Raw genomic sequence first — 25,719 nt, 5'->3', positions numbered from 1 at the left:
GGGAGGCCCCCTGCCGGGCCTTAGCCCTGCGCGGCCCGGTACGCTTCGATGATTTCGCTGTTTACGCGTCCACGCTCCGAAACGGTGTATCCGTTATTGCGGGCCCATTCACGGATCTGCGCCGCTTCGTTGCTGCGTGCAGAACCTGCAGCACGGGGACGCCCGGTCCGGCCGCCCACCTTGCGGCCTGCATCCAGGTAGGGCTTCAGGGCCGCACGAAGATTCTTTGCATTGTCCTTGGACAGGTCAATCTCGTACTGGGATCCGTCCAAGCCGAACCGTACGGTCTCATCCGCACTTCCGGCGTCGAGGTCATCAACCAGAATGATTTTTACTTTTTGCGCCACAACAGGCTCCTAAGCAGTGTTAAACCCGAAAAAACGATAATGAGACCACTTAGAGTATGACGCAATTTTGAATGCCCCGTCAAAGCCGTGGGGCGAAATTAATTACTTTCTTTTTCCGGGGTTCCACTACTTGTATCCCGATCGGCCGCAAGGTCGGCTTCACGTTCGGCTTCGGCCAGTGCCTTTCGTTCCGAACGGTCCACGTTGAGCAGGGCCTTCATCACAAAATAAAAGAGAGCTCCAACACATATCGACGGCAGGAGAACTTCGACGTATTCCATGGTTCTAACCCATTTCCGGCTTTAGGAGGGGGAACAAAATTGTTTCCCGGATACCTGTGTTCGTGAAAAGCATCACCAAACGGTCAATTCCCAGCCCGATACCGCCCATAGGCGGGGCACCGTATTCAAGGGCGCGGAGGAAGTCCTCGTCAAGGGCCATGGCCTCATCGTCACCGCCGGCGGCCTTGAGCGACTGCGCGGTGAGGCGCTCACGCTGAATCACGGGGTCAATGAGCTCGGAGAAGGCTGTACCGCGCTCCATGCCGCCGATGATGAGGTCCCAGGCTTCAATGAGGCGCGGGTCATTCCGGTTGGGGCGGGCCAGCGGCTGGGCCGAAGGCGGATAGTCATAGACAAAAGTCGGCTGAATCAGGGTCGGTTCGACAATCTCCCCGAAGAGCTCCACCACCAATTTCTCGGCATCCCATTTCGGATCCACCTTGACGGCATGCTTTTCGGCGATGCCCCGGAGGGTTTCCACACTGGTGTCCGGAGTGATCTCCTCGCCAACGGCTTCGGAAAGACCGGGGTAAACGGACAGCCATTTCCATTCGCCGTCCAAATCAATGGTTCCGGCCTCAGTTTCGATCTGGCGGCTGCCGACCAGGTCAGCGCAGTGCAGGATAATTTCCTTGATGCGGTCCGCCATCACGTACTGGTCGGCGTACGCCTCATAGCATTCCAGCGTGGTGAATTCAGGGCTGTGGGTGGAGTCGACACCCTCATTGCGGAAAATGCGGCCCAGCTCAAAGACCCGCTCAATGCCGCCGACAACCGCCCGCTTGAGGTAAAGCTCAGTGGCAATCCGCAGCGTCATCTTCTGGTCGAAGGCATTCAGATGGGTCTCGAACGGACGCGCCGCGGCACCGCCGTGAATCAGCTGGAGCATGGGAGTTTCCACTTCCACGTATCCGTGGCTGTGCAGAGTGTCGCGGACGCCGCGAATGATGGCTGCCCGCTTGTACACCATGTCCCGGGCTTCCTCGCGGACCATCAGGTCCACGTAGCGCTGCCGGACCCGGGTCTCTTCGTTCAGTCCGGCATGCAGTACCGGCAGGGGGCGCAGGGCCTTCGAAGCCATGGACCAGGATTGCGCCATGACTGAGAGCTCGCCGCGCCGCGAGGAGATGACTTCCCCGCGGATGAAGACGTGGTCACCGAGATCAACGAGCGCCTTCCAGTCGGCCAGGGCCTCTTCTCCGACCACGGCCAGGCTCAGCATGGCCTGCACGCGGGTGCCGTTTCCCTCCTGGAGGGTGGCGAAGCACAGCTTGCCGGTGTTGCGGATGAAGACGACGCGGCCGGTGACGCCGACAACTTCGCCGCTGGTCTCATCGGCCTGCAGGTGTCCGAACTTTTCCCGAATCTCTTTCAGCGAGTGCGTGCGTTCCACACCCACCGGGTAGGCCTCGGAACCGCCGGCGATCAGACGCGCCCGCTTCTCAGCGCGGATGCGCATCTGCTCGGAGGTGTCGGCTGCTTCGGGAACGGGGCTGGATCCGGGAACGGAGTTAGATGTGGTCACACCCTTAAGTTTACAGAGCCGCGCGGCGCGGGCTTACGGCCCGCACCCAGCTTGTTCGCGGCGGGCGCACAGTCTGATGGTTTAATGCACAGTCTGATGGTTTAAGCGGTGTCCGGGTTTTCCAGCGGCAGGTTGTCGATCAGGCGCACGGACCCCACCTGCGCCGCCAGCAGCGCCAATGCGGGCTTCTCCAGCGGACCGTCGGTGGGCCTGAGCGGTTGCAGCGTCTGCGGGTCCACAATGTCGAAGTAGTCCAGTTCCACCAGCGGTTGTGCTTTCACGAGGGCGACGGCGGCGGCCAGGTCCGGCGGTTCACCGGCGGATACCCGGTCCCGCAGGGAAAACAGGGCACGCGGAAGCACCGCTGCGGCGCGGCGGTGGACAGGATCCAGGAACCCGTTTCGGCTGGACTCGGCCAGTCCGTCCGGGGCCCGAACCACAGGCACGGCCCTGACCTCCGTGTCGAAGTTGAGGTCGGCGACCATCCGCCGGATCAGCACCAGCTGCTGGGCATCCTTTTGTCCGAAATAAGCCCGGTAGCGGACCGGGGTGCCGGATGCCGCGGCGGGGGACGCGTAGTGCAAGAGCTTGGCCACCACGGTCAGCACGCCGTCGAAATGTCCGGGGCGCGAGGCTCCCTCATAACGGGCCCCCAGCTCTCCGGAGCTCACCCGCACCAGCGGCGCTCCTTCCGGGTACACCTCGTCCTCGTCGGGAGCGAACACGAGGTCCACGCCGGCGGCGCCCAGTAGTTCCACATCCGCTTCGAGGGTGCGCGGATACCGGCGCAGGTCCTCGGGATCGTTGAACTGCAGCGGATTGATGAACACGGTGGCAACGACGACGTCGTTCTCGGCCCGCGCGGCATCCATCATGGAGCGGTGGCCCTGGTGCAGGGCGCCCATGGTGGGTACCAGGCCAAGACTCAGCGGTTCCTCCCCCGCGCCGGCCCCGGCGGCACTTTTTGCAGCGAGCGCTTCAGCGACGGCAGCCTTCAGTTCCGCAGCCGTGCGCACCAGCTGAGGAGAATTCACTGTCCCTCGTCCAGGCTCAAAGCGTCAATAACGGCTTTGCCGCGCTCTTCGCTCAGCAGGCCCCGGTCAATGGCCCGCAGAGCAGTGGCCAGGGACAGGGCACGATAGGTATCCCTCAGGTTGGCGCTGTCCTGGGCGGCCATTTCCTGCAGGTGCGCGCTCACGGTTCCGGCGTCCCCGCGGGCCACAGGTCCGGTGAGGGAATGCTCTCCGGAGGCCAGGGCGTTTTCCAGCGAAGCCCGCATGAGCGGGCCCAGCAGCCGGTCCGGGTTCTCCACCCCTATGTCCTTGAGCAGCTGTGTGGACTGGGCGGTGATGGTGACCAGGTGGTTGGAGGCGTGCGCCAGTGCCAGGTGGTAGTTGACACGGTCCGCTTCATCGATGACCACGGGTTCGGCACCCATCTCCACCACCAGGGCCTGGGCGATGGGCAGCACCGCGGTGGGGGCGGTCACGCCAAAGGAGCAATCAGCCAGCCGGGTCAGGTCAAGGCTCATACCGGTAAAGGTCATGGCCGGATGCAGGGCCAGCGGGATGGCGCCGGCCCGGCGGGCTGGCTCGAGGATTTCCGTGCCGAAGCGTCCCGAGGTGTGGGCAACAAGCTGCCCGGCCTGCCAGGCATTGGTTGCCGCCAGCCCGGAGACCAGCGGACCCAGGGCGTCATCCGGAACAGCCAGGAGCACCAGTTCGGAACGTTCCACAATGTCCGGAATCTCCATGACGGGGACGCCGGGCAGCAGGTTGGCCGCACGCTCACGGCTTTCCTCACTTACTGCAGAAACGCCGACGACGGCGTGCTCAGCCGCGCGCAGGGCAGCACCCAGGACGGCTCCGACCCGTCCGGCGCCGATCACGCCGATGCCGAGCCGGCCGCGCCGCCGCTTGTCAGCGGTGCTCATCTCAGAGCTGTTCATGGGGGTACTCCTTGGAAACTGTTTCAGCGGGAAGCGGTGATGGGTCCTCAGGTGCCGGGGCGGCCGCAGAGCTGTTCCAGCGGCCGGTGCGGTCCCGGCGCCGGGCCTCGCGTGCCCTGACGGCCTGTTCCAGGAACAGCGTGCGGGCATCGTCGACGTCGATTTTCCGCACGTGCGGCCGGACGGGACCGGGAGTGGAATGCAGGATCAGGTCACTGGTGCCGAAGCGCCGGCGCAGCGGACCCTGCTCCAGGGCGATGGACTGGGTGCGCTCATGCGGCACCACCGAAAGGACCCGCCAGAGCGCCCCGCTGCGGATCAGCAGTGCAGTGTCCGTCAGGGCATAACCGTTGCGGCGCCAGCTCAGCGGCGCGATCCAGCGGGCCCGGCGCGGCGTCGTCGTGAATCCGTCAGCACCGTCCCGGCCCGTGATCCCGGCCGTAAAGACGTCCACCGGGCGGTCGGTGCCCGGTTCGGGCAGGACAAGGGCGAGGACAGCAAACACTTCGGCCAGCGTCCCTGCCGGCAGCAGCTTGGTGCGGGCCTGGGTATCGGAGGTGGTGCCGGCGCCGTAGCCTGCCACATTGACGGACACCCGATACCACCCGGTGAGCCGCCACAACGGTGACTGCGTGACGGACACCGCCTGGATCCGGCCCGGAGGCACGGTCTGGGTGCGGGTGTCCAGCAGGCCGTAGCGCAGCCGGATGCCGTCCCGGGAGACCGAAGCCCGGAAATTGAAGGACGTGGAGAATTCGGTCCAGTACCCTCCAACGGTGCCAAAGAGGATGGGCAGCATGATGGCCAGGCTGATCGCCTCTCCGGTGGCGACCGTAATCACCAGAACCACAGCAATGCCGATGAGCAGGAACAGGGTGGTACCGGAGAGCAGAGTGGCGGCAATGACCCGTCCCGGCCGCAGCTCCAGGACGGGCTGCTCCGGGGCCTCGCGGTGGCCGGAAACTAAGGTGCCGGCGGCGGGATCGGTTCCCGGTGCACCCGGGCTGCCTTCGGCGCCGTCGCCGGGGGAACCGGATTCCGTCCCGCCGGTTTCGGCAGCAACCCCGGTGCCGGTGCCGGCACCGGAGGCACGGTTCAGGAGCAGTGCCCGCAGGCGCTGCGCATCATTCAATTTCAGGTACGCCAGCTGAACCGCTGATTCTCCGGCGTCGGCAACTTCAAAGCGCAGTTCGGCCAGCCCGAACAGGCGCGCCAGGAGCGGCTGGACAATATCGATGGCCTGCACCCGGTCCAGGCGTGCCTGGCGCTGCTTGCGGAACACCACTCCGGAGTGAACACGGACGTGGTCATCCGTGACCTGGTAGCGGGTAAACCTCCAGGACAGGAAAAAGATGCCGGCCAGGATCAGCAGGACCACGGCGAGGATGCCTGCACCAATGAGCAGGGCGGTCCCGTCAAGCGGGTTTCCCGGTCCTGAGCTGTTGTTACCGCGGAAGCCCGCTGTTTCCTCGAACCAGTTCCGGCCGATAACAAAAGCGATTGCGGCCAGCGCAATCCACCCGCGGACCAGAGGTGACACCGGATGGACGCGGGCCCACTCCCCGTTCTGCGGGACGCTCACAGTCCGGCCAACTGCGTTTCGCCGCGTTCGGACAGGTGCTCCCGCAGACGTGCGCCCTCGGAGGCAGGCAGACCGGGCAGCACGGCATTGGTGCCGGGGGCGGCAGTGTGCAGTTTGACGGAGCACAAACCGAAAGCGCGCTCGAGCGGGCCCACGGTCACGTCCACATACTGCATCCGGCCGTACGGAACCACGAGGGTGCGCTGGAAAAAGATGCCGCGCCGCAGCAGGAAGTCCTCGTTGCGTTCTGCGTAACAGACAGCGCGGACCTGCCGCGGCAGCAGAACTCCGCGCCAGAGATAAGCTGCTGCGACCACCGCGGGAAGCCCCCAGGCCAGCCAGTCCGGAACCCAGGTCCAGGCGCCGACGCTTCGCAGGATGAGGGGAAGGCAGGCTGCGGCCACTGTGAGCACGGCTTCCACCACCCAGCCGATGAGGCGGACCGTAAGGTACCTGGGCGAGATGTGCTCCCAGGACAGACCGCCGGGATCGATGGCTTCGCTAGGCATATTCTCCGTCTTCCCGTTCATCTGCGTCATCCGGGCGGGCGGCGGTGCCGCGCCCGTTGGAGTCATCCGGCGGAAGCCTGCAGAAGCGTTCCACCAGGAGCCCGACGGAGATCATGAGGACCCCTCCGGCGATCATAGCCAAAGACCCCCAGGTGGCGGCATGCCCCGGACGCAGCGACCACAGCGGCAGCTGCTGGATGAAGACCCCTGCATGCCAGCCCAGCAGCAGCGAACCCGCATAGGCCGTGGCCTGGGCCAGGACCAGCGTCCGGGCCGCCGCGATCGGGTCCAGCTCGCGGTCGCGGCTGCCCTGCTGCCAGCGCCGCACCCGCAGCCCGAGGAAGAGCGTGGCTCCCGATATCAGCAGGACGGTCAGCAGCCCGATGATGCTCAGGACGGCCGGGGGCAGGGCGTTGCGGGTTGCCCAGTCGTTGACCAGCCAGCCGGCAGCACCGGACGCAAGGACAATGACAGCCAGCCAGCGGTATCGGATGCTTCCCACGGTGAGGATCAGTCCCCTTCGAAGATTTCCAGGCCGGGCAGGTCTTCGGCTTTGGCAGCCAGCTCAGCAACGGGGGTACCCGAAAGCACGGCTCCCGGATCCATCCAGGCCCAGGGCTGCAGCACAAACGCCCTGGTGGAAGCGCGGGGATGGGGCAGGGTCAGGGTTTCGTCGTCGAGCACCGTGTCGCCGTAGGTGATGATGTCGACGTCGAGCGTCCGCGGACCCCAGCGCACCTCGCGGACCCGGTGGTGTGCGTTTTCCACCGCCTGGCAGTGCGCCAGCAGGTCATGCGGGGCCAGGTCCGTCTCCACGGATATGACGAGGTTGAGGTAGTCCGGCTGGTCCGGTCCGCCCACGGGACGGGTGCGGACCACCGGAGAAACTGCCTGCAGGCGGACGCCGGGATGGTCGGCCAATTGGGCGACGGCGTCGGAGAGCGTGTCTCGGCTCTCGCCGAGGTTGCTGCCCAGGGCCAGGACTGCGGTTACGGCACGGGCGTTCATGACCGGCTCCGGCGGATGGTCACTGATACGTCGCCGAAGGGAACCGTAATGGGTGCCTGCGGTTTGTGCACAGTTACTTCCACGGCATCCACGCCGGCGAAGTCACCCAGAACGGCCGCGGCAATGCGCTCGGCCAGTGCTTCGATCAGGTTCAGGGGCTCGCCGCTGATGATGGCCGCCACCTGCTCGGCAAGGACGCCGTAGTGTGCGGTCTTGGTCAGGTCATCGCTGATTCCGGCCGGCTGCAGGTCCGCGTGCAGCACGAGGTCAACCACAAACGGCTGTCCGTTGCGGCGTTCCTCTTCGAAGACACCGTGGAAACCCTGCGCGGTGATGCCGGTCAGGGTGATGGTGTCGCGGACGCCGCGCACAGCTGTGCGTGCGTCGGAGGCGTTGGTTGTGTTCATGGGGTCAGCCTTTCCAGGCGGCAGTGGTCTTGACGGCGTCCACGCTGGGGCCGACGTTGTGCACGCGCACGCACCAGGCATTGGAGAAGGCGGCCAGCGCCGTTACGGCCGCCGTGGCGCTGTCACGTTCAAGCGGCGGAGCCGGCTCGCCGGCACGTGTCAGCAGTGAACCCAGGAAACGCTTCCTGGATGCACCGATCAGCACCCTGTGGCCCATGGCGTTCAGGCGGTCGGTGGCCCGCAGGAGTTCCCAGTTGGAGGAACCGTCTTTGGAGAATCCCAACCCGGGATCGATGATGATCTGCTCGGGGGCAACCCCGGCTGCGTAGAACATTTCCCGGATCTGTTCGAGTTCGGAAATGACCTCGTCAACCACGGAGTCGTAGGCGGCACGCGGATCGGCGCTGCGGACAGCGCCGCGGCTGTGCATCAGGACGTAGTGGACGCCGGTGCGGGCCACCAGGGCCGGCATGGCAGGATCGACTTCCGTGCCGGATACATCGTTGATGAGGCAGGCGCCTGCGGCAATGGCTTTTTCCGCCGTGGATGCGTTCATGGTGTCCACGCTGACCAGGACTCCGGCCCGGGCCAGGGCAGCCACCACGGGGAGGATGCGCTGCTGTTCCTCTTCCGGGCTTATGCGGACGGAATCGGGGCGGGTGGACTCGCCGCCCACGTCAATGATGTCGGCGCCGTCGTAGTGCATTTTCAGTCCGGCATCGACGGCTGCACCTGTGTCGGCGAAGCGGCCGCCGTCGCTGAAGGAATCCGGGGTAACGTTCAGGATTCCCATCACCAGTGTGCGGCCGGAGGGAAGGTCATCGAACCGCCGCGGCGCCCCGGCCGGGCGCAGGAGCCTCAGCGGGGAAGTGGCCGGACCGGTTCCCGGAGCAGCTGCGAGTGAATCCATGGGGCAGACGTCCTAACGTCCGAGAATGAGGCTCATGGCCTCGGCGCGCGTAGCCGTTTCACGCAGCTGGCCGCGCACTGCGGAGGTAACGGTCTTGGCTCCGGGCTTGCGGACCCCGCGCATGGACATGCACAGGTGTTCGCACTCGATGACGACTATGGCGCCGCGCGGGTTCAGGTTGTCCATCAGGGCCTCCACGATCTGCGTGGTGAGCCGTTCCTGAACCTGGGGGCGGCGGGCGTAGACCTCCACCAGCCGGGCCAGCTTGCTGAGTCCGGTAACCAAACCATCCTGTGACGGAATGTAGCCAATGTGGGCGGTGCCGTGGAACGGCACCAGATGGTGTTCGCAGGTGGAGAAGAACGGAATGTCCTTCACCAGCACCATCTCCTCGTGCTCGATCGCAAAGGTGGTGGCCAGCAGATCAGCGGGGTCCTGGTGCAGCCCGGCGAAGATCTCTGCGTAGGATTTCGCCACGCGCTTTGGCGTGTCCTGCAATCCCTCGCGGTCAGGATCCTCACCGATCGCCAGGAGGATCTCGCGGATCGCCTTTTCGATTCGGGGCTGGTCCACGGGGGCCGGGGGAACGGAGAGATTCTCCATTGTCAGTTCATCGTCGAAATCCGTCACTGCTTGATCCTACCGTGACTGTTCGGAACGACGGCGGCCCGGCACTTCCGTGCCGGGCCGCCGTTCGCTGCTATCGGTTGGTCTGTTCCGGGGTGTCGGTTCCGTCGGTGCGGCCGGCTGTTCCGCCGGTGCCGCCCTGTCCGGGATGCCCGGATCCGCTTCCCTCGGGCTGAGGGAGCCCGTTGCCGGACACGTCAAAGTCCTGGGGCAGGTCAGCGTCCGCTATCTGGTCCTGCGGGGACACGGTGTCCGGATCCGGCTGCCCGTTGGCTGCTGCCTCCCGGCGTTCCTTGGCGGACACCACCGGCGGCAGGCTGTGGACCTGGCGGGTGGGCTTGGACAGCCACACTTCGCGGACGTCGCGCTTGCGTACGTCGGAGAAGACCTCGGCAATTTCGGCCTGGTTCAGCGTCTCGCGCTCCAGCAGTTCCAGGGCCAGCCGGTCCAGGACGTCCCGGTTCTCGGTCAGGATCTGGTAGGCCTCGTCATGGGCGTTGTCCAGCAGGCGCCGGACTTCCTCATCCACCACGTAGGCCACCTGGTCAGAGTAGTTGCGTTCCTGGCCCATGTCCCGGCCCAGGAACGGCTCGCCGCCGCCGGAGCCCAGCTTCACGGAACCGATCCGCTCGCTCATGCCGTACTGGGTGACCATCTTCCGGGCCGTTGCAGTGGCCTTTTCAATGTCATTGGATGCACCGGTGGAGGGGTCATGGAACACGATCTCCTCAGCAACGCGGCCGCCCATGGCGTAGGCCAGCTGGTCAAGCAGCTCATTGCGGGTCACCGAGTACTTGTCATCCTGCGGCAGCACCATGGTGTACCCGAGGGCACGGCCGCGCGGCAGGATGGTCACCTTGGTGACCGGGTCCGTGTTCCGCAGAGCGGCTGCCACCAGGGCGTGTCCGCCCTCGTGGTATGCGGTGATCTTGCGCTCGAGTTCCTTCATCACGCGGCTGCGCTTCTGCGGACCGGCAATGACACGGTCAATGGCTTCATCCAGCGCCCGGTCATCGATCAGCTGGGCGTTGGAGCGCGCGGTCAGCAGCGCCGCTTCGTTGAGCACGTTGGCGAGGTCTGCACCGGTGAAGCCCGGAGTCTTGCGGGCCACGGTTTCCAGGTCTACGCCCTCGGCCATCGGCTTGCCCTTGGCATGGACCTGCAGGATTTGCAGGCGGCCCTGCATGTCGGGAGCCTCGACGCCGATCTGGCGGTCGAAGCGGCCCGGGCGCAGCAGCGCGGGGTCCAGCACGTCGGGCCGGTTGGTCGCGGCAATCAGGATGACGTTGGTGTTGCCGTCAAAGCCGTCCATCTCGACGAGGAGCTGGTTCAGGGTCTGCTCGCGCTCGTCGTTGCCGCCGCCCACGCCGGCACCGCGGTGGCGGCCGACGGCGTCGATCTCGTCCACGAAGATGATGGCCGGAGCGTTGGTCTTGGCCTGCTCGAAGAGGTCGCGGACGCGGGAGGCACCCACACCGACGAACATTTCCACGAAGTCGGAACCGGAAATGGAGTAGAACGGCACTCCGGCCTCGCCTGCCACCGCGCGGGCCAGCAGGGTCTTACCGGTACCGGGAGGACCGTACAGCAGGACACCCTTGGGGATCTTGGCACCCACGGCCTGGAACTTGGCCGGGTCCTGCAGGAACTCCTTGATTTCGTGCAGTTCCTCCACTGCCTCGTCAGCTCCGGCGACGTCGGCGAAGGTAACCTGCGGCATGTCCTTGTTGGTCAGTTTGGCCTTGGACTTGCCGAATTTCATGACCTGCGAACCGCCGCCCTGCATGCGGGAGAGCAGGAACCAGAAGATGACGCCGAGAATGATGAAGGGCAGGAACAATCCAAGGAAACTGGTGAACCAGTTGGTCTGCACCGGCTGGTCGGTGAAGCCGGAGGCACCGGAATCATTCACGGCCTCGACAATGTCCTCGCCGCGGGCGGTGCCGAAGTAGAACTGGACGTTCTTGGCCGGATCGGGGTCATCGCCCCGGAGCGTCAGATCGACGCGCTGTTCACCGTCATAAATCTTGGCCTGCTCAACCTTCTGGTCCTTGAGCAGCTGCAGGCCCACGCTTGTGTCCACCTGGGTTGCCCCGCTGGGGGAAAGGGTGGGAAGAATGAGCACCAGAAGGGCCAGTGCCAGGATTATCCAAATGCCCGGCCCCTTGAAGAAGTTCTTAGATTTCATTCGTCGTCAGGGCGTACGCCCCGTCCCTCCTGATCAACAACGCTGATAATGCGCGGAAATATACTCGAACAAGCTATACACCGTTACCTGATGGAACACGTCCGGAATACCGGGAAAGTTCCCTCAGGGCGTAGCCGGCCGGCGTGATGCTGATCGCGGATGCGGCACCGGAGGCAAGTGGCCCGAAGGCCGCCGTCCGGTGCCGCAGAACTGCGTTGGAGCTTACTCGTAGACGTGCGGAGCCAGGGTGCCGATGAAGTCGAGGTTGCGGTACTTTTCGGCGAAGTCCAGGCCGTAACCGACCACAAACTCGTTGGGGATGTCGTAACCGACGTATTTGACGTCGATTTCGACCTTCGCGGCGGTGGGCTTGCGCAGCAGCGTGCAGATCTCGACGCTGGCCGGTCCGCGGGACTGCAGGTTGGTGCGCAGCCACGAGAGGGTCAGGCCGGAGTCGATGATGTCTTCAACGATCAGCACATGCTTGCCCAGAAGGTCCGTTTCGAGGTCCTTGAGGATGCGGACCACGCCGGAGGACTGCGTGCCGGAACCGTAGGAGGAAACTGCCATCCAGTCCATGGTGACGTGGCTGTGCAGGGCACGGGACAGGTCTGCCATGATCATGACGGCACCCTTGAGCACGCCCACCAGCAGGACATCGCGTCCGGCGTAGTCACGGTCAATCTCTGCCGCGAGTTCGTTAACCCGTGTTTGGATCTGCTCTTTGGTGTAGAGAACGTGCTTGAGGTCTGACTGGACGTCGTGTGAATCCACGAATGGCTCCCGGGTAAGAGATGTTGCAGCTGGATTTTAGGTGCTGCTCTTTTTCCTAAAGACAAGATTGCCATAGCCGGAGGGGCCTTGGGGAACCGGATTGGTGCGCACCTGCCGGTACACGCTGACTTTGCCGACCAGTTCCACGGGTCCGGCGGAGCCTGTGCGGCGCAGTAGTGCTTCCACCGATCGCAGCCGTTCCCAGCTGGGCTGGGCGCCTCCGAGCTCGACGGCGGCGAGGGCCAGAACGCGCTGCCGCACCGCGGGAGCCAGCTCCCGCAGCTGTGCCTCGGGCAACAGGATCGTGTCCGGCTCCGCGTCTCCGGCCCCGGATGTGGAGTCCGGCTGTGCGCGCAGCCGGGCGAAAGTGTCGGCACTCACGGCGTCGAGGTAGTCGGCATCACCGGCGAGGATACGTGAGGAACGGAACAAAGCTTCGGCGATTCCCGGGCCAAGTTTTTCCTCCAGGAAGGGCAACACCTCGGCCCGGACCCGCGACCGCGCGAACGCCGGATCGGCGTTGCTGGGGTCCAGCCACGGGTCCAGCCCCTGGCTGTCGCAGATTTCCTCGGTTTCGCTTCGCCGCAGCCCCAGCAGCGGGCGCAGGTACTTTCCGCGGATCGGGCGCATCCCGGCCAGGGACCGGGTGCCGGATCCGCGTGCCAGGCCCAGGAGCACCTGTTCGGCCTGGTCGTCGAGGGTGTGGCCCAGCAGCACGGCGTCGGCGCCCGTCTCTTCCACGGCTGCGTCCAGCGCCGCATAGCGGACAGTCCGTGCGGCTGCCTCGGGCCCCATGCCGGAAACCGGGACCGAAACAGTGCGGACCTGGACAGGCTCCAAGCCCATTTCCCTAAGTTTCGCCGCGGCTGCGGCTGCGACCTCGGCCGATCCGGGCTGCAGCGCATGATCCACGACGACGGCGCCCACCCGGTAATCGCCGCGGCGGGCGAAGAAGGAGGCCGCTTCGGCCAGTGCCAGCGAGTCGGGTCCGCCGCTGCAGGCCACCAGCAGCAGGGGCGGCTGTTCCTGCGCGGTGCCGCGCGGTTCAAGGCCCGCGTCCCGAAGGGCGTCACGGAGCATGTTGCGGGCTTTGCCCAGGGTTGGGTTTAGGCGTTTGCGCGGCCTGCGTTCCGGCGTGGAAAAGGATGTGGCGGCGGGGGGATCAAAATCAGTGGACATGTGCACGTTCTGTTAGAGCCCCATCCGGGTCATCCAGAGGGACGGGTTGTGGATTTCAGCTTCGGTGGGCAGGTTCTCCGGGCCCTCCCAGACCCGGTTGAACCCTTCCATTCCCGCACGGTCAACAACGGAACGGACAAACTTGGAACCGTCCTTGTACTGGCGCATCTTGGCGTCCAGGCCCATGATCTGGCGGAAAAAGCGGTCCAGCCAGCCGTGGCTCTTTCCCCGGGCGTTGAACCGCTGGCGGATGGTCTTCACGCTGGGAACAATCCTGGCGTCCACGGCGTCCATGACCACGTTGGCGTGTCCCTCCAGCAGCGACATCACCGCGGTCAGATGGGACATCCGTTCCTTGTCCGCCGGATCCTGAAGGAGGGACATGATGTCCATCGGGCGCCTGGGGACGTCGTCGTCGTTTCCGGTGAGCGCCGCACGGCCTTCGGGGGAAGCAAGCGTCTTGGCGGCGTGGCTCAGCCGCTCGGACAGGGTTTGGGCCTTGTCCATCAGGCCGTTGGTCAGCAGACCGATCTGTTCCACCATGTGTCCGCGGAGCCAGGGCGCGGCCGCGAACTGCACCCGGTGGGTCTGTTCATGCAGGCAGACCCAGAGCCGGAAGTCCGCCGGGTCCACGTTCAGCTCGCGTTCCAGGGTAATGATGTTGGGCGCAACGAGCAGCAGCCGGCCACCGGCGGGGCCGCCGGGGGTCTGCGCCGCGAAGGGATCGTATTGTCCCAGGACCTTGGACGAGAGGAAGGCCAGAACGGCACCCAGCTGTGCCCCGGTAAGCGTGCCGCTGAGCGCGGTATTGGCACCCTTGAGCTGCTCCGGATGCGTGCGGGCCAAATTCTCCAGCGCAGGATTCATGAGCGCGGCGAAACTGCGGGAATTGGCTTTGGCCCAGGACGCGCGGTCAACCACGAGGACCTCGGAATCACGCAGATCACGCGCGGCTTCCAGTCCGGTGATCCGATGCACATGGGTGACCGCCTCATCTGCCCTCGCCCGTAGGTCCGCTACGGCACCGCGGATTTCCTTGGCGGTCATCTTTGGTCCGGCGGACACCAGGGTGGCAGCCGTTCCTGCGGCCAGGTCCCAGTTCACCAAGTCGGCGGCGGCCGGGACGGGGTGCTGCTGATAGCTCTCCATCCGTCCATCAGAACACACAGGTTCTCCAATGGCAGGAGGGTTCGCTGTCCGCCGAACCCGGCTCAGCGGCACCCGCAGCCGGCCAGGACGGCAGCAGCCGCGTCCACGGCCTCCCGGGCCTGCGCAGTGTTGTCCTCCAGCCCGTTGGCTACGAACGCAAAAGACAGGAGCCGGCCGTCGGCGTCAGTCACAAATCCGGTGAGTGATGTCGCCGCAAAAAGGGTGCCGGTTTTGGCGCGGACCAGTCCTGCCGCCGGGGTTTCCTCAGGCAGCCCGTCTCCGCCAACAGGCCCCCTAGAGGCATCCTCGGTGAACCGGGACGCCAGGGTTCCGCTCAATCCGGCCACCGGGAGGGCATAGGGCAGGTCCCGGACGCTGTTGTCCGACGACGTCAGGGCGGCCCGAACGGTCGAGGCCAGCTGCAGTGCGGAGATCTCCGTTCCGCTGCCCAGCCCGGAGACATCGGCCAGCACCATTCCGGAGGTGTTGACCCCCAGTCCGGAAACTGCCGCTTTCACGGCCGCTGCTGCGCCGTCGAAGGAGCCTTCACCGCCGGTTTTCAACGCCGTCATGCGGCCCAGTGTTTCAGCCAGGTAGTTATCCGAAATCAGCAGCATCTGCGTCACCTGTTCTGAAACCGGAGCCGATGTTACGGCCGCCAACCGGTCAGCGTCGTCGCCGGCTGTTCCGCGTGTGACCTGGGGGTCCACTTTAAAGCCGTAGCCGGCGGCAGCGGTTTCCAGAGCGGCAGCGAAAGCGTCACCGGCGGCGAGCGCGGCGTCGTCGACCCGGGCCCCGTACTGCTGTCCCTCAACCGCCCACGCCGAGTTGACGGCCAGCGGATACAGGGCCGCAGCCTCCCCTGCCTCCACGTCCTCCTCGTTCCAGGCCGGCGAGAGAGTTTCCCCGGTGAACAGCGAGTCATCCACCTGGATGCTGATCGTCCCGGATACTTCGCGCCCGGAAAGGGCAGCTGCTGTTTCCTCGGCCAGCGTCTGCAGGCCCGCATGACCGACGACGGCGGTCTCATCCGACTCTCCGGTCCCCAGCAGCACATCACCGCCGCCGGCCAGCACCACCGTCTCGGGTGTGCCGCCTTCATACACGGAGGTTTCAAACCGGGTGTCGGATCCGAGCACGGAAAGGGCAGCAGCGGCGGTCAGGACCTTGAGGCTGGAGGCGGGGGTTGCCGCGGCATCGCCGTCGAGGTCATAGAGGATTTCACCCGTCCGCGCATCAATTACGGCACCGTGGAACTCTCCGCTGCCGGGAACCACCAGTTCTGCGTCAAGGAGATCGCCCAGCGCTTGCCGGTCCGGCAGGGGCGCGCCAAGGTTTGCGGGCACTGGAAATTCAGCACGCCCGGAGGATAAAGCCTCCGGCGCCTGTTGATGAGCGGGCACCACCAGCTGCCGCTGCGGCTGTTCCCGGGCCAGCGCTGCCAGCACGGGCGGGCCGGCATAAAGACACAGCGGAACCACCAGGACAGCCATAACCAGAGTCAGCAGGAGGCCGGAAAAAACCCTTCCCATCACCTCACCGCTGCTTTCCGTTTATAGGTCCCGCACTGCGGCGGGCAGTGATAACGGACCAAGACATATATCTTTAAGACTAGACCGGCGCCGCCGCCCGCATTGACGCGGACAAACCTGCGGTTGTTGGCGCATTTATCAGCCTAGGTTCACGGCAGCACTTTTTCCTGACCGCCGCGGCCTGTTCCGTTTGTGGTGCCATGCCGGCGCCACGCCAGAGGAGTATCCATGAAGCTCGACGTCACCATCGAGATCCCCAAGGGATCCCGGGTCAAGTACGAAATCGACCACGAAACCCACCGCCTGCGCCTGGACCGCATCCTGTTCACGTCCATGGCCTACCCCACCCACTACGGCTACTTCGAGAACACCCTCGGCGAAGACGGCGATCCGCTGGACGCCCTGGTGATGCTCCAGGACTTCGACCTGATGCCCGGCGTGCTGGTGGAATCCCGCCCCATCGGCGTTTTCAACATGGTGGACGACGGCGGCGGAGACGCCAAGGTCCTGTGCGTGCCGGTTGATCCCCGCTTTGACCACATCAAGGACATCTCGGACGTTTCCGATTTCCTGCTCGACGAGATCAAGCACTTCTTCACCAAGTACAAGGACCTGGAGCCCGGCAAGTGGGTTGAAGCCGCTGACTGGGCCGGCCGTGAGGAAGCCGAGGCCGAGGTGGAAGCTTCCCTGGCCCGTTTCGCCGCTCTCGGCGAAGGCAGCGAAGAAGACGAGCCCCAGGGCCGCGACGTCGACGCCGACCCCCAGAACAACTAGCGCGTTCCCAAGCCCGGATCAGGGTTCGGATCGTTCCGGCGCCCGACGGCGGCTGACCCCTTGCGGGGACGGCCGCCGTCGTCGTTTGGACTCCTACTCGTTCACCGGCCCGCCCCGGGCCCGCCGCCGCGCCCAGGTGCGCACATCTCCGCCATAGGTGCGGGCAGGCAGGACCGCAACGGCAACGGCAACCGCGAGCAACACCCAACTGCCGGTCACCCACGCAGCCCAAAGGCCCAGCAGAATGACCCCGAGCGCAAAGAACAGCGGAATCAGGGAGACGGGTTTTGGGTTGGGCGGCTGCGGCGGCTGCCCGCTGGAATTCTTCATCTGCCGACTCTAGGCGATGCATCCGAGGCGCGCCGCAACCGATCCCGGTTGTCTTTGGGGTCCTCTGGCATGCTGAACCCATGCATTATGTGCTGACGATCAACCAGCGGGACTCGCGCGAATCGGGGGACCTGGTTCCAGAGCTCATCCGTTCGCTGCGCCATCTGCCCGCCGCCGTTCCGTTTCAGCGCTCGGTGGGCGACGAAGCGCAGGGCGTGCTGGCGGACGCCGCCGCGGCCGTCGATGCCGCGCTGACTGCCATCCGGCAGCGGCGCTGGAATGTGGGCATCGGTGTCGGCGAACTGCATCCGCCGCTTCAGCAGAACATCCTGGACAATGACGGGTTTGGGCTCGTCTATGCCCGCCGTGCCGTGGTCCGGGCGCAGAAGACCGGCGAACGCATACCGCTGGCCGTGGACGGACCGGACGCTGACATCGCCGCAGAAGCCCAGGCAGTACTTCGGCTGCTCGGCCAGATCGTGGCCAGCCGCACCGACGCCGAGTGGAAAGTGCTGGACCTGATGACTCCCGGCGCCCGCGGGCAGCAAAAGTATGTGGCGGAAATCCTTGGCATCACCACACAGGCAGTCAGCAAGGCCGTGGTGCGCTCCCACTGGCAGGAGGAGTGGGCCACCCGGCCCGCGGCGGCACGGCTGCTCGCACTGAGCACCGGACCGGTTTCACTTCCGTCCTCCGCCAGGGTCTTCGAACCAGCGGCGCAGGGAGCCTGAAACAGGCTGCCTGCGCGACGATTAGTTGACTGCGGGACAGTTAGTTGTTTGCGAGGCCGCGCAGGATGGTGGCGGCGCCGTCTTCATACACGGTTCCGGTGACCTCGGTTGCCACTTCCAGCACTTCGGCGGGAGCTTGGCCCATGGCCACGCCGCGGGCGGCCCAGCCCAGCATTTCGATGTCATTGCGTCCATCACCCATGGCCAGGGTGTACTTCCGGTCAATGTCCAGCCTGCTGCGGACATTTTCCAGTGCGCTGGCCTTGGTGACGCCTTCGGCGGCGATATCCAGCCAGGCGGTCCAGCCCACTGAGTACGTCACGCCGTGCAGGCCGATGGCCCGGACTGCCTCACCGAATTCCTCAGCCGTGGAATCAACGCTGAAGACCACCACGCGGACTGCTTCGGCACTGCGCAGCCGCTCAAAGTCCACCGCCTGTGCCTCCACCCCAAAGCTGGCATCCTGGAAGCGCTCGGTGGAGAGGAAGTTCCCGTGCGAATCCTCGAGGGCAAACTTGGCAGTGGGCAGCTTGATGCGCAAGGCGTCCAGGGCGGTCCGGGGATCGAACACCACCCGGTCAATCACTTCGTAGCCGTCCGGAAGGGAGGTATCCACCCGCAGGGTGACGCCGCCGTTGGAGGCCACGCAATACCCCTCGGTGATGCCAAGGCGTTCCAGGATGGGAAGGGCCGCCCCGTAGGACCGTCCGGTGGCGATAACCAGGTGATGGCCGGCGGCAATTGCAGCCTCGGCGGCTTCACGGACGCCCGCGGACATATGCCCGTCATGGTCCACCAGGGTGCCGTCCACGTCCAGGGCCACCAAATGGGGGAAGTGGTCAGGGTTCTGCCGGTCTTCGATGCCGGTGCTTGTCATAGTTGTCATCGCCTCATTTAAACAGATGGCCGCAGATCCCGAAAGGACGCGGCTCACATAAGTGCGCAGGTGGGGTGCGGAAAACAGTTCCCGTTCCGGGTGTCCGGAACAGGAACTGCCGCAGGGATGAACCCGGAACCGCGGATCGCGTTACAGGACCGGCAGGACCTCAAGTCCGCCCAGGTACGGGCGAAGGGCAGCCGGAACAGTTACGGATCCGTCCGGATTCTGGTGGTGCTCAAGGATGGCCACGATCCACCGGGTGGTGGCCAGGGTTCCGTTGAGCGTGGCGACGGCACGGGTGCCCTTGCCGTCGCCGTCCTGGCGTTCGCGGATGTTCAGGCGGCGGGCCTGGAACGTGGTGCAGTTGGAGGTGGACGTCAGCTCGCGGTAGGCGTTCTGGGTGGGAACCCAGGCCTCGCAGTCGAATTTCCGGGCGGCGGACATGCCCAGATCCCCTGCGGCGGTGTCGATCACCCGGTAGGGCAGCTCCACCTTGGCGAGCATTTCCTCTTCCCAGGCCAGCAGCCGCTGATGTTCCGCGGCGGCGTCTTCAGGCTTGGTGTAGATGAACATTTCCACCTTGTTGAACTGATGGACGCGGATGATGCCGCGGGTGTCCTTGCCGTGCGAGCCTGCCTCGCGGCGGTAGCAGGAGGACCAGCCGGCGTACCGGACGGGACCGCCGTTGAGGTCCAGGATTTCGTCGGCGTGGTAGCCGGCCAGCGGCACCTCGGAAGTACCCACCAGGTACAGGTCATCTTCGGCGAGGCGGTAAATCTCGGCGTCGTGCGCCACATCGAAGCCGGTGCCCTGCATGGTCTCCGGGCGGACCAGTGTGGGGGTGATCATGGGGACAAAACCGGCCTGGACGGCCTGGTCCATGGCCATGTTCAGCAGGGCCAGTTCCAGGCGGGCACCAACGCCGCGCAGGAAGTAGAACCGGGAGCCGGACACCTTGGCGCCACGTTCCATGTCGATGGCACCGAGCAGTTCACCGATTTCCAGGTGGTCGCGGGGGGTGAAGCCTTCGGCCTCGAAGTTCCGGGGCGTGCCAACCGTTTTGAGGACCTCGAAGTCATCCTCGCCGCCGGCGGGTACGCCGTCCTGCACCAGGTTCGGGATGCGGCGCAGCAGGGCATCAGATTCAGCCTGGGCGGCGTCCGCCTCGGCACCGGCGGCCTTCACGGCACCGGCCAGTTCCTTGACCTCTGCCAGGAGGGCCTGCTTTTCCTCGCCCTTGGCCTTGGCAACGCGCTTGCCGAAAGCGTTCTGCTCGGCGCGCAGGCTTTCGAAGCGGGTGCGCGAATCGCGGCGCGCGGCATCGGCAGCGATGATCGCGTCCACCAGGGACTCGTCCGCCTGGCGGGCGCGCTGGGAGGCTCGGAATTTTTCGGGGTTTTCGCGGAGCTCATTAACATCGATCACGCTTCAAGAGTACCGAAAACCCGGGCGGGCACCGGCACGGGCTTCGACTAACCTCCGCCCGGGACCGGGTTAGGCTGGGAATCACTATGTCCGCACCTTTGATCGTCCTTCTTGTACTGCTGGCCGCTGCCCTGGCGGCCCTCGCAGCACGGCAGGTGGCACGACGCCGACGCCGGCAGGCTGCGAAGCGTACCGTCGTCAAGACCCTGGCGCCGGGTGACCAGCGGATTGCGCTGGTGCTTAACCCCGTTAAGGCGCAGGCTCCTGCCGCACGGACACTGTTGGCCGAGGCCTGCGAACTGGCCGGCTGGGATCCCCCTTTGATCCTGGAAACCACCCGGCAGTCTCCGGGGTACGAGCAGGCACGCCGCGCGGTGGAGCTGGGGGCCGACGTCGTCCTGGCCGGCGGCGGGGACGGAACGGTGCGGGAGGTGGCCCGGGCATTGGCCAACTCTCCCGCGGCGCTGGGGCTGCTGCCGCTGGGAACGGGCAACCTGCTGGCGCGGAACCTGGGGATTCCGGTGGCAGATCTGGCGGCGTCGATCCGCACGGCGCTGCACGGCAACCAGAGGCGCATTGACATGGGCACCATTGACTTTGATGACGCAGTCACCGGTGAACGCCGCAGCAGTGCGTTCCTCGTCATGGGGGGAATCGGCCTGGACGCCGAAGTCATTGCAGCCACTCGGGATGACCTGAAAAAGCACGTGGGCTGGCTGGCCTACAGCGAGGCGGGCGTGAGGCTGCTGCCGGGCCGCCGCACCAAAATGAGCATTTCCGTGGACGGCGAACCGCCCCAGGTGCACAAGGTCAGGAGCATCCTGTTCGCAAATCTGGGCAGGCTTCCCGCCGGCATTGATTTCATCCCCGAAGCAAAAATGGATGACGGCCTGCTGGACGTGGTCATCATGAGTCCGCGCAGCCTGGCCGGATGGCTGTGGGTGGCGGGCAAGGTGGTGACCAAGTATCCGCGGAACATACCGGTCATCGATTACCGCCGGGCCCGGACCGTGGAAATCAAGGTCGCCCAGCCCACTGAAACCCAGCTGGACGGAGACCTCACAGGCGCTGCAACCAGTGTCCGCGTGGAGGTTGATCCCCTGGCGCTGCTGGTCCGGGCACCGTCACCGGACCAGCAGCACCCCCGCCCGCAGAGCCCGTACACCATGGCACGGCCCTCGTTCCGGGCGGGATCGCGGAACTAGTCCTGGGTGCCCTCGGCGTCGGTGTAGCCGCCTTCGTCCTTGGACTTCCGGCCGCCGTCGGCTTCATCGCGGTCCGTGTATTCACCCTCGTCGTCCTTGTTGAGCGACTTCGGTGAAGCCTGCTCCCGGATCAAGGCTTCTTCCTCGGCAAACCGGATGTCGTTGCCCTGGTCGCCGGCATCTCCGCGATAGTTGTCGTCGCCGGTGGACTGGCCGCTGGGCTTGGGGTCGGTCAGCTGTTCTTCCTCATTGGGGTACTCAGACATTCGCTTACCTTCCTGATCGTGAAACAGGACCGGATTCAATCCTGCACCTTCGGCACGGAATGGATCCGCACTCATAACATCAGCATACTTACGAACACCGGAACGGGAAAAGCGGGCCCCGGCGCCGGCCGGGGACCTAGCCGGTAAGCATCAGGCGCACCGCCGTCTCCGAGGCGGAGAATCCGGCCACGGCAATGACTTCCCCGTCGAAAAACCGGTCCACCACCCGCGGGTCAATGTAGGACTTGCGGGCGATCGCCGGCGTGTTGCCCAAATGTTCCGCCACTTTCACGGCCGTGGCAGTGACGGCTTTCTGCTTGTCTCTTTTGGTGGAGACCAGGGGAAAGGCCCGGGCCAGATGCATCGCGGCCACCACGGTGGCCTGCCAGGTGCGGAAATCCTTGGCCGTAAAGTCTCCTCCGGTCACCTCCTTGAGGAAGTCGTTCAGCGACGATGCGGCGATGCTGTGCCAGGTGCCGTCGGCCCCCTCGTAGGCCAGGGCGGTGTCCGGATCGGGACGGGCAAGCATGGGTTTCAGGGCAGCCACCAGGTCCGGGTCCTCGATCAGGGTGTGCCATTCCTGCCCGCTCTTTCCCGGGAAGTCGAACCGCACCTCATCCCCCTGCACCGAAACGTGTTCAACGCGCAGAGTGGTGGTGCCGTAGGACCCGTTGACCTCCGCGTAGCGTTCCCCGCCAATCCGCAGGGCTCCGGCGTCCACAATGCGAAGAGCCGCCGCGTAGGCGCGCTGCGGTCCGGCCCCGTCCGTGCGCAGGTGCTTGGTAATCAGCCTGCGGGCGGCCGGCAGGGACTGGGCGAAGGCCAGGGACCGGTCGAACTTCTCCCGGTCCTTCAGCTCCCGCCAGTAGGGATGGTAGATGTACTGCCGCCGCCCGGCCGCATCGGTGCCGGTGGCCTGGATGTGCCCGTTGGCGTACGGGCTGATCCAGACATTGGCCCAGGCCGGCGGTATGGCCAGCGAGCGGATGCGCTCCAGGGTTTCCCGTTCGGTCAGCGGGTCCCCGCGCAGCCCGGTGTAACTGAAACCCCGCCCGCGCTTTCGCCGGGAGTACCCCGGATGCTCACAGTTGCTTCGCCGCAGCCGCACAGTGCCCTTCCCTATTGCCCGCCTTCGCAGTGCCGGTCGGCACAGTAATGCCTTGCGGAGAGGTTAGCCCCTGAGGAGCCCCTCAAGCCAGACGTCCGCGCGCCGGAACGCTTCATCGGTGTTGTGGCGCGGAACCTCAGGCTCGCGGTGGTCCGCCCGGGGATAGGAACCCAGGAATCTCAGGTTCGGACTGATCCGGTGCAGCCCCTTGAGGGCGTCGGCCATGCGTGCGTCGGAGATGTGCCCGTCCGCGTCAATGCTGAAGAAGTAATCGCCGAGGAACAATCCGGTGGGACGGGACTCAATCCGGCTCAGGTTCACTCCGCGGGCGGAGAACTGGTCCAGGATTTCCATCAGGGCCCCGGGATGGTCCTCGGGCAGCGGCACCACCAGGGTGGTTTTGTCCGCCCCGGTGGGCTCGGGCAGGGAAGTGGGCAGGCTCAGCAGGACAAAACGGGTGACGGCATCAGTGATGTCTCCAATGTCCTCGGCCACCACGGACAAACCCAGCCGCTGCGCCACCAGCGGCGAGCAGATGGCGGCGTCGTACCCCGGCTCCGCCTCCTGCAGGCCCACCGCGGCCGCAGCCGTGGAGGAGGCAGGCAAATATTCCGCCTGCGGAATATTTGCGTCGGCCCAGTTCCTGCACTGTGCCCAGGCGTGTGAGTGGGTGGAGACGGTGCCGATGTCGGCCAGCGCGAGGCCGGGCCTGGCGGCCAGGACAAAGGTGATCGGCACCAGGATTTCGCGCAGGATGCGCAGCGGTTCCCCTGCGGAAATGGCGTCCAGTGTGGCACTGACACCGCCTTCCACGGAGTTTTCAATGGGCACGACGGCGGCATCCGCCCGCCCGCTGCGCACCATCTCCAACGCGGCACTGACGCTGGTGGAGGGAATCCGCTCCGCCGACTCCGCTCCCGGCACCTGCAGCAGGGCGGCTTCGGTGAAGGTGCCTTCGGGGCCAAGATAGGTGTAGATCACCGAGTCCGTGACACCGGAGCCGGCGCCGAGCGAAGCACTCATACGACGGTGGGATCCTGACCGTTGTCCGAGACCATCGGCTTTCCGGCTTCCAGCCAGGCGCCCATGCCGCCGGTAACGTTCACGGCCGAGTAGCCGTGCGACTCCAGCCAGGCGGTTGCCCGTGCGCTGCGTCCGCCGCTGCGGCAGATGACGGCAAGATCCGTGTCCGGATCAAGATCATCGAGACGGTCCGGCAGCGAATCCAAAGGAATATGAAGGGCGCCGTCGATGTGGCCGGCTTCCCATTCATAGTCTTCGCGCACGTCCAGGATCTTGGCGCCGCTGCTGATGGCGTCAACCGATACGTTTTCCATTTTCCGGTTCCTGTCCTCGGGTCAGGGGAGCTGCGGCGGTGTGCCGTCAGCAGTCCCCGGGGTCTTCTTCCTCCCAGCCTATAGTGGGAGCCCTGCCCGGAAAATAATATTCCCGCCCCCGGAGGTCACATGCCTGATCAACCTCATTCCGTTTCATCCGGAGAACTCCGGGATTTTACGGCGCTGGAGCTGCGCAATGCCCTTGCCGCCGGTGAAATCAGCGCCCGTGAGGTGACAGAGCATTTCCTGGCCCGGATCGAGGAGCTGAACCCGGCTCTGGGCGCCTTTCTGCTGACCACCCCGGAAGCGGCACTGAAGGACGCCGCCGCCGCCGATGAACGGTTTGCCCGCGGCCGGCCGCTGGGACTGCTCCACGGGATGCCGCTTGCGCACAAGGACCTTGCCGACGTCGCCGGGGTTCCCACCACGCTGGGAACGGCAGCACTGCCTGCCTATGTTCCGGAAACGGACGGCCCGCTTCCCGCCGTGCTGCGCCGGGCCGGCGCCATCAGCCTGGGCAAGACGCAGGTCCCCGAATTTGGCCTGAGCAGTTACAGCGAGAACCTGATCGGACCTCCGGCCCGCAACCCCCTCGATCCCGCACTCAGCCCCGGCGGCTCCAGTGGAGGCAGCGCCGCGGCAGTCGCCGCCGGCATGCTGCCCTTCGCACCCGGGACCGACGGCGGCGGATCAGTTCGTATTCCGGCGGCCGCCACCGGACTGGTTGGCCTCAAACCCAACCGCGGACGCGTCCCGTCCGGATCCGGGCAGTCCGATTTGGGCCAGTTTGTGGTGGCCGGACCACTGGCCCGCACTGCCGCTGATGCCGCTCTGCTGCTGGACGCCATGGTTGCAGAGCCAAACTTTCATGCAACCTCCGCAGCACCGGCCGGGGAAAGTTTCCTTGCCGCTGCCCAACGTGCGGAGGGCAGGTTCCGGATTGGGGTGAGCACCCTCTCCCCCTTTTCTTCCCGCTTGGAAATCACCCTGGACCCGGAGGCAATACAGGCACTGGAGGCCGGCATCAAAGCGCTGGCCGGCGCCGGACATGATGTCACGGAGGCGCAGCTGAGCTACGACGAGCGCTACCCGGACGCTTTCCAGACCGTGTGGACCGCCGGACTGTCCACCCTCGAACTGCCGGACGGCGGCGAGGAGCGGCTCCTGCCGATCACGGCCGCCGTGCGCCGCAGGGCACAGCAGCGGTCCGCGGCGGATCTGGTTACGGCAATCGATGTCCTGCGCCGCTTCGAGCAGGACACCATCCGCGCCTACAGCGCCTACGACATGATTCTGACTCCGGCGCTGGGTCAGACTCCGCGCCCGGTGGGCTGGTACTGGGACAGTTCGCTTGAGGGCGACGCGCAGGGACTCAGGGACTATGACCTGCAGTGCCAATACTCCCCCTTCACGTCAATGGTGAATGTATGCGGGCTGCCGGCCATCACCTTTCCCACCCACCGGACCGAGGACGGGCTGCCTATGGGAATCCAGCTGATCGGACGCCCGGGCTGCGAGGCAGAGCTCCTGTCCGTCGCCGCCCAGCTGGAAAAGTGACGGAGAATCTTATCGCAGCATTTGAGAATGTCCGGCGCTCCGCCTCGTAACAGTGCAGGTCAGGCGCGCAATCCTGGTGAGACTTGTCACGTTTCGTAAGCATAGTGGCCCCTAGATACGGGAGAATTCACCCTTTACCC

Annotated in this window: 28 protein-coding genes; 4 read left to right on the top strand and 24 right to left on the bottom strand. The window is 65.6% G+C overall.

Annotated features, from left to right (window positions below):
- Window positions 1–20: 20 nt before the first annotated feature.
- The 17 genes from CXR00_RS06130 to dacB form a co-directional block, all read right to left on the bottom strand.
- A complete protein-coding gene (locus tag CXR00_RS06130) occupies window positions 21–347 on the bottom strand; it encodes an Lsr2 family protein (RefSeq protein WP_104053561.1) in 327 nt (108 codons plus the stop codon).
- Between the two features lie 98 nt (window positions 348–445).
- Window positions 446–628, bottom strand: a complete 183-nt coding sequence (locus CXR00_RS06125) for a hypothetical protein (RefSeq protein ID WP_104053560.1) — start codon at window positions 626–628, stop codon at window positions 446–448.
- Between the two features lie 4 nt (window positions 629–632).
- The gene (gene lysS / locus CXR00_RS06120) at window positions 633–2,087 is read right to left on the bottom strand and encodes a lysine--tRNA ligase (protein ID WP_104053769.1); all 1,455 of its coding nucleotides are present in this window, start codon (window positions 2,085–2,087) and stop codon (window positions 633–635) included.
- A 167-nt stretch (window positions 2,088–2,254) separates the two neighbouring features.
- Window positions 2,255–3,187, bottom strand: a complete 933-nt coding sequence (gene panC / locus CXR00_RS06115; protein ID WP_104053559.1) for a pantoate--beta-alanine ligase — start codon at window positions 3,185–3,187, stop codon at window positions 2,255–2,257.
- Entirely contained in the window at window positions 3,184–4,101 is a 918-nt protein-coding gene (locus tag CXR00_RS06110) for a Rossmann-like and DUF2520 domain-containing protein (protein WP_237685534.1), read from the bottom strand. Before CXR00_RS06110 ends, panC begins: the two co-directional genes overlap by 4 nt.
- Window positions 4,088–5,683 (bottom strand): PH domain-containing protein, encoded by a 1,596-nt coding sequence (locus CXR00_RS06105; protein WP_258060282.1) that lies wholly within the window; start codon window positions 5,681–5,683, stop codon window positions 4,088–4,090. Before CXR00_RS06105 ends, CXR00_RS06110 begins: the two co-directional genes overlap by 14 nt.
- On the bottom strand, window positions 5,680–6,192 hold the full coding sequence (locus CXR00_RS06100; RefSeq protein WP_104053557.1) for a PH domain-containing protein: 513 nt from the start codon (window positions 6,190–6,192) through the stop codon (window positions 5,680–5,682). The genes CXR00_RS06105 and CXR00_RS06100 overlap by 4 nt, the downstream gene beginning before the upstream one ends.
- Window positions 6,185–6,694, bottom strand: a complete 510-nt coding sequence (locus CXR00_RS06095) for a DUF3180 domain-containing protein (RefSeq protein ID WP_104053556.1) — start codon at window positions 6,692–6,694, stop codon at window positions 6,185–6,187. Before CXR00_RS06095 ends, CXR00_RS06100 begins: the two co-directional genes overlap by 8 nt.
- Window positions 6,695–6,702: 8 nt before the next feature.
- Window positions 6,703–7,200 carry a 2-amino-4-hydroxy-6-hydroxymethyldihydropteridine diphosphokinase gene (gene folK / locus CXR00_RS06090; RefSeq protein ID WP_104053555.1) on the bottom strand — a complete coding sequence of 166 codons (498 nt, stop codon included), beginning with the start codon at window positions 7,198–7,200 and terminating at the stop codon, window positions 6,703–6,705.
- Complete coding sequence (gene folB, locus CXR00_RS06085; RefSeq protein ID WP_104053554.1) at window positions 7,197–7,607, bottom strand: dihydroneopterin aldolase; 411 nt, start codon at window positions 7,605–7,607, stop codon at window positions 7,197–7,199. Before folB ends, folK begins: the two co-directional genes overlap by 4 nt.
- 4 nt (window positions 7,608–7,611) lie before the next feature.
- Window positions 7,612–8,517, bottom strand: coding sequence for a dihydropteroate synthase (folP, locus tag CXR00_RS06080; RefSeq protein ID WP_104053553.1), 906 nt, complete (start codon window positions 8,515–8,517; stop codon window positions 7,612–7,614).
- Window positions 8,518–8,529: 12 nt separating this feature from the next.
- On the bottom strand, window positions 8,530–9,120 hold the full coding sequence (gene folE / locus CXR00_RS06075) for a GTP cyclohydrolase I FolE (protein WP_104053767.1): 591 nt from the start codon (window positions 9,118–9,120) through the stop codon (window positions 8,530–8,532).
- Between the two features lie 97 nt (window positions 9,121–9,217).
- Window positions 9,218–11,332 (bottom strand): ATP-dependent zinc metalloprotease FtsH, encoded by a 2,115-nt coding sequence (gene ftsH, locus CXR00_RS06070; protein WP_104053552.1) that lies wholly within the window; start codon window positions 11,330–11,332, stop codon window positions 9,218–9,220.
- Window positions 11,333–11,554: 222 nt separating this feature from the next.
- A complete protein-coding gene (gene hpt, locus CXR00_RS06065) occupies window positions 11,555–12,106 on the bottom strand; it encodes a hypoxanthine phosphoribosyltransferase (RefSeq protein WP_104053551.1) in 552 nt (183 codons plus the stop codon).
- 36 nt (window positions 12,107–12,142) lie between these two features.
- Window positions 12,143–13,285 (bottom strand): tRNA lysidine(34) synthetase TilS, encoded by a 1,143-nt coding sequence (gene tilS, locus CXR00_RS06060; RefSeq protein WP_258060281.1) that lies wholly within the window; start codon window positions 13,283–13,285, stop codon window positions 12,143–12,145.
- Window positions 13,286–13,297: 12 nt separating this feature from the next.
- Complete coding sequence (locus CXR00_RS06055; RefSeq protein ID WP_104053550.1) at window positions 13,298–14,434, bottom strand: zinc-dependent metalloprotease; 1,137 nt, start codon at window positions 14,432–14,434, stop codon at window positions 13,298–13,300.
- A gap of 62 nt (window positions 14,435–14,496) precedes the next feature.
- Window positions 14,497–15,966, bottom strand: a complete 1,470-nt coding sequence (gene dacB, locus CXR00_RS06050) for a D-alanyl-D-alanine carboxypeptidase/D-alanyl-D-alanine-endopeptidase (RefSeq protein ID WP_104053549.1) — start codon at window positions 15,964–15,966, stop codon at window positions 14,497–14,499.
- 228 nt (window positions 15,967–16,194) lie between these two features.
- On the opposite strand from dacB, the gene CXR00_RS06045 reads away from it, so the two are divergent.
- Window positions 16,195–16,740, top strand: coding sequence for an inorganic diphosphatase (locus CXR00_RS06045; RefSeq protein WP_104053548.1), 546 nt, complete (start codon window positions 16,195–16,197; stop codon window positions 16,738–16,740).
- A 93-nt stretch (window positions 16,741–16,833) separates the two neighbouring features.
- Here CXR00_RS06045 and CXR00_RS06040 read toward each other — a convergent pair whose 3' ends face one another.
- Window positions 16,834–17,070, bottom strand: coding sequence for a hypothetical protein (locus tag CXR00_RS06040; RefSeq protein ID WP_104053547.1), 237 nt, complete (start codon window positions 17,068–17,070; stop codon window positions 16,834–16,836).
- 80 nt (window positions 17,071–17,150) lie between these two features.
- Here CXR00_RS06040 and CXR00_RS06035 point away from each other — a divergent pair, with 80 nt between their 5' ends.
- Window positions 17,151–17,801, top strand: coding sequence for a hypothetical protein (locus CXR00_RS06035; RefSeq protein ID WP_104053546.1), 651 nt, complete (start codon window positions 17,151–17,153; stop codon window positions 17,799–17,801).
- Between the two features lie 40 nt (window positions 17,802–17,841).
- Here CXR00_RS06035 and CXR00_RS06030 read toward each other — a convergent pair whose 3' ends face one another.
- Window positions 17,842–18,687: an HAD family hydrolase gene (locus CXR00_RS06030; RefSeq protein ID WP_104053545.1), complete on the bottom strand. Its 846-nt coding sequence runs from the start codon at window positions 18,685–18,687 to the stop codon at window positions 17,842–17,844.
- 141 nt (window positions 18,688–18,828) lie between these two features.
- Entirely contained in the window at window positions 18,829–20,106 is a 1,278-nt protein-coding gene (serS, locus tag CXR00_RS06025) for a serine--tRNA ligase (RefSeq protein WP_104053544.1), read from the bottom strand.
- An 86-nt stretch (window positions 20,107–20,192) separates the two neighbouring features.
- Between serS and CXR00_RS06020 the strand changes: the two genes are divergently transcribed.
- Window positions 20,193–21,311 (top strand): diacylglycerol kinase family protein, encoded by a 1,119-nt coding sequence (locus CXR00_RS06020; protein ID WP_104053543.1) that lies wholly within the window; start codon window positions 20,193–20,195, stop codon window positions 21,309–21,311.
- On the opposite strand, the gene CXR00_RS06015 is transcribed toward CXR00_RS06020, so the two are convergent.
- The 4 genes from CXR00_RS06015 to CXR00_RS06000 form a co-directional block, all read right to left on the bottom strand.
- The gene (locus tag CXR00_RS06015; RefSeq protein ID WP_104053542.1) at window positions 21,308–21,577 is read right to left on the bottom strand and encodes a hypothetical protein; all 270 of its coding nucleotides are present in this window, start codon (window positions 21,575–21,577) and stop codon (window positions 21,308–21,310) included. The two genes, CXR00_RS06020 and CXR00_RS06015, sit on opposite strands and share 4 nt — an antisense overlap.
- Before the next feature lie 136 nt (window positions 21,578–21,713).
- Window positions 21,714–22,685 (bottom strand): DNA topoisomerase IB, encoded by a 972-nt coding sequence (locus CXR00_RS06010; protein WP_104053541.1) that lies wholly within the window; start codon window positions 22,683–22,685, stop codon window positions 21,714–21,716.
- A gap of 63 nt (window positions 22,686–22,748) precedes the next feature.
- The gene (gene pheA, locus CXR00_RS06005) at window positions 22,749–23,708 is read right to left on the bottom strand and encodes a prephenate dehydratase (RefSeq protein WP_104053540.1); all 960 of its coding nucleotides are present in this window, start codon (window positions 23,706–23,708) and stop codon (window positions 22,749–22,751) included.
- On the bottom strand, window positions 23,705–24,022 hold the full coding sequence (locus CXR00_RS06000) for a rhodanese-like domain-containing protein (RefSeq protein ID WP_104053539.1): 318 nt from the start codon (window positions 24,020–24,022) through the stop codon (window positions 23,705–23,707). Before CXR00_RS06000 ends, pheA begins: the two co-directional genes overlap by 4 nt.
- A 129-nt stretch (window positions 24,023–24,151) precedes the next feature.
- On the opposite strand from CXR00_RS06000, the gene CXR00_RS05995 reads away from it, so the two are divergent.
- Window positions 24,152–25,579, top strand: a complete 1,428-nt coding sequence (locus tag CXR00_RS05995) for an amidase (RefSeq protein ID WP_104053538.1) — start codon at window positions 24,152–24,154, stop codon at window positions 25,577–25,579.
- Window positions 25,580–25,719: the final 140 nt, after the last annotated feature.

It is taken from the genome of Arthrobacter sp. 9E16, assembly GCF_002929435.1.
GTDB classification, from domain to species: domain Bacteria; phylum Actinomycetota; class Actinomycetes; order Actinomycetales; family Micrococcaceae; genus Arthrobacter_B; species Arthrobacter_B sunyaminii.
This window is presented reverse-complemented; position numbering and strand designations above follow the sequence as displayed.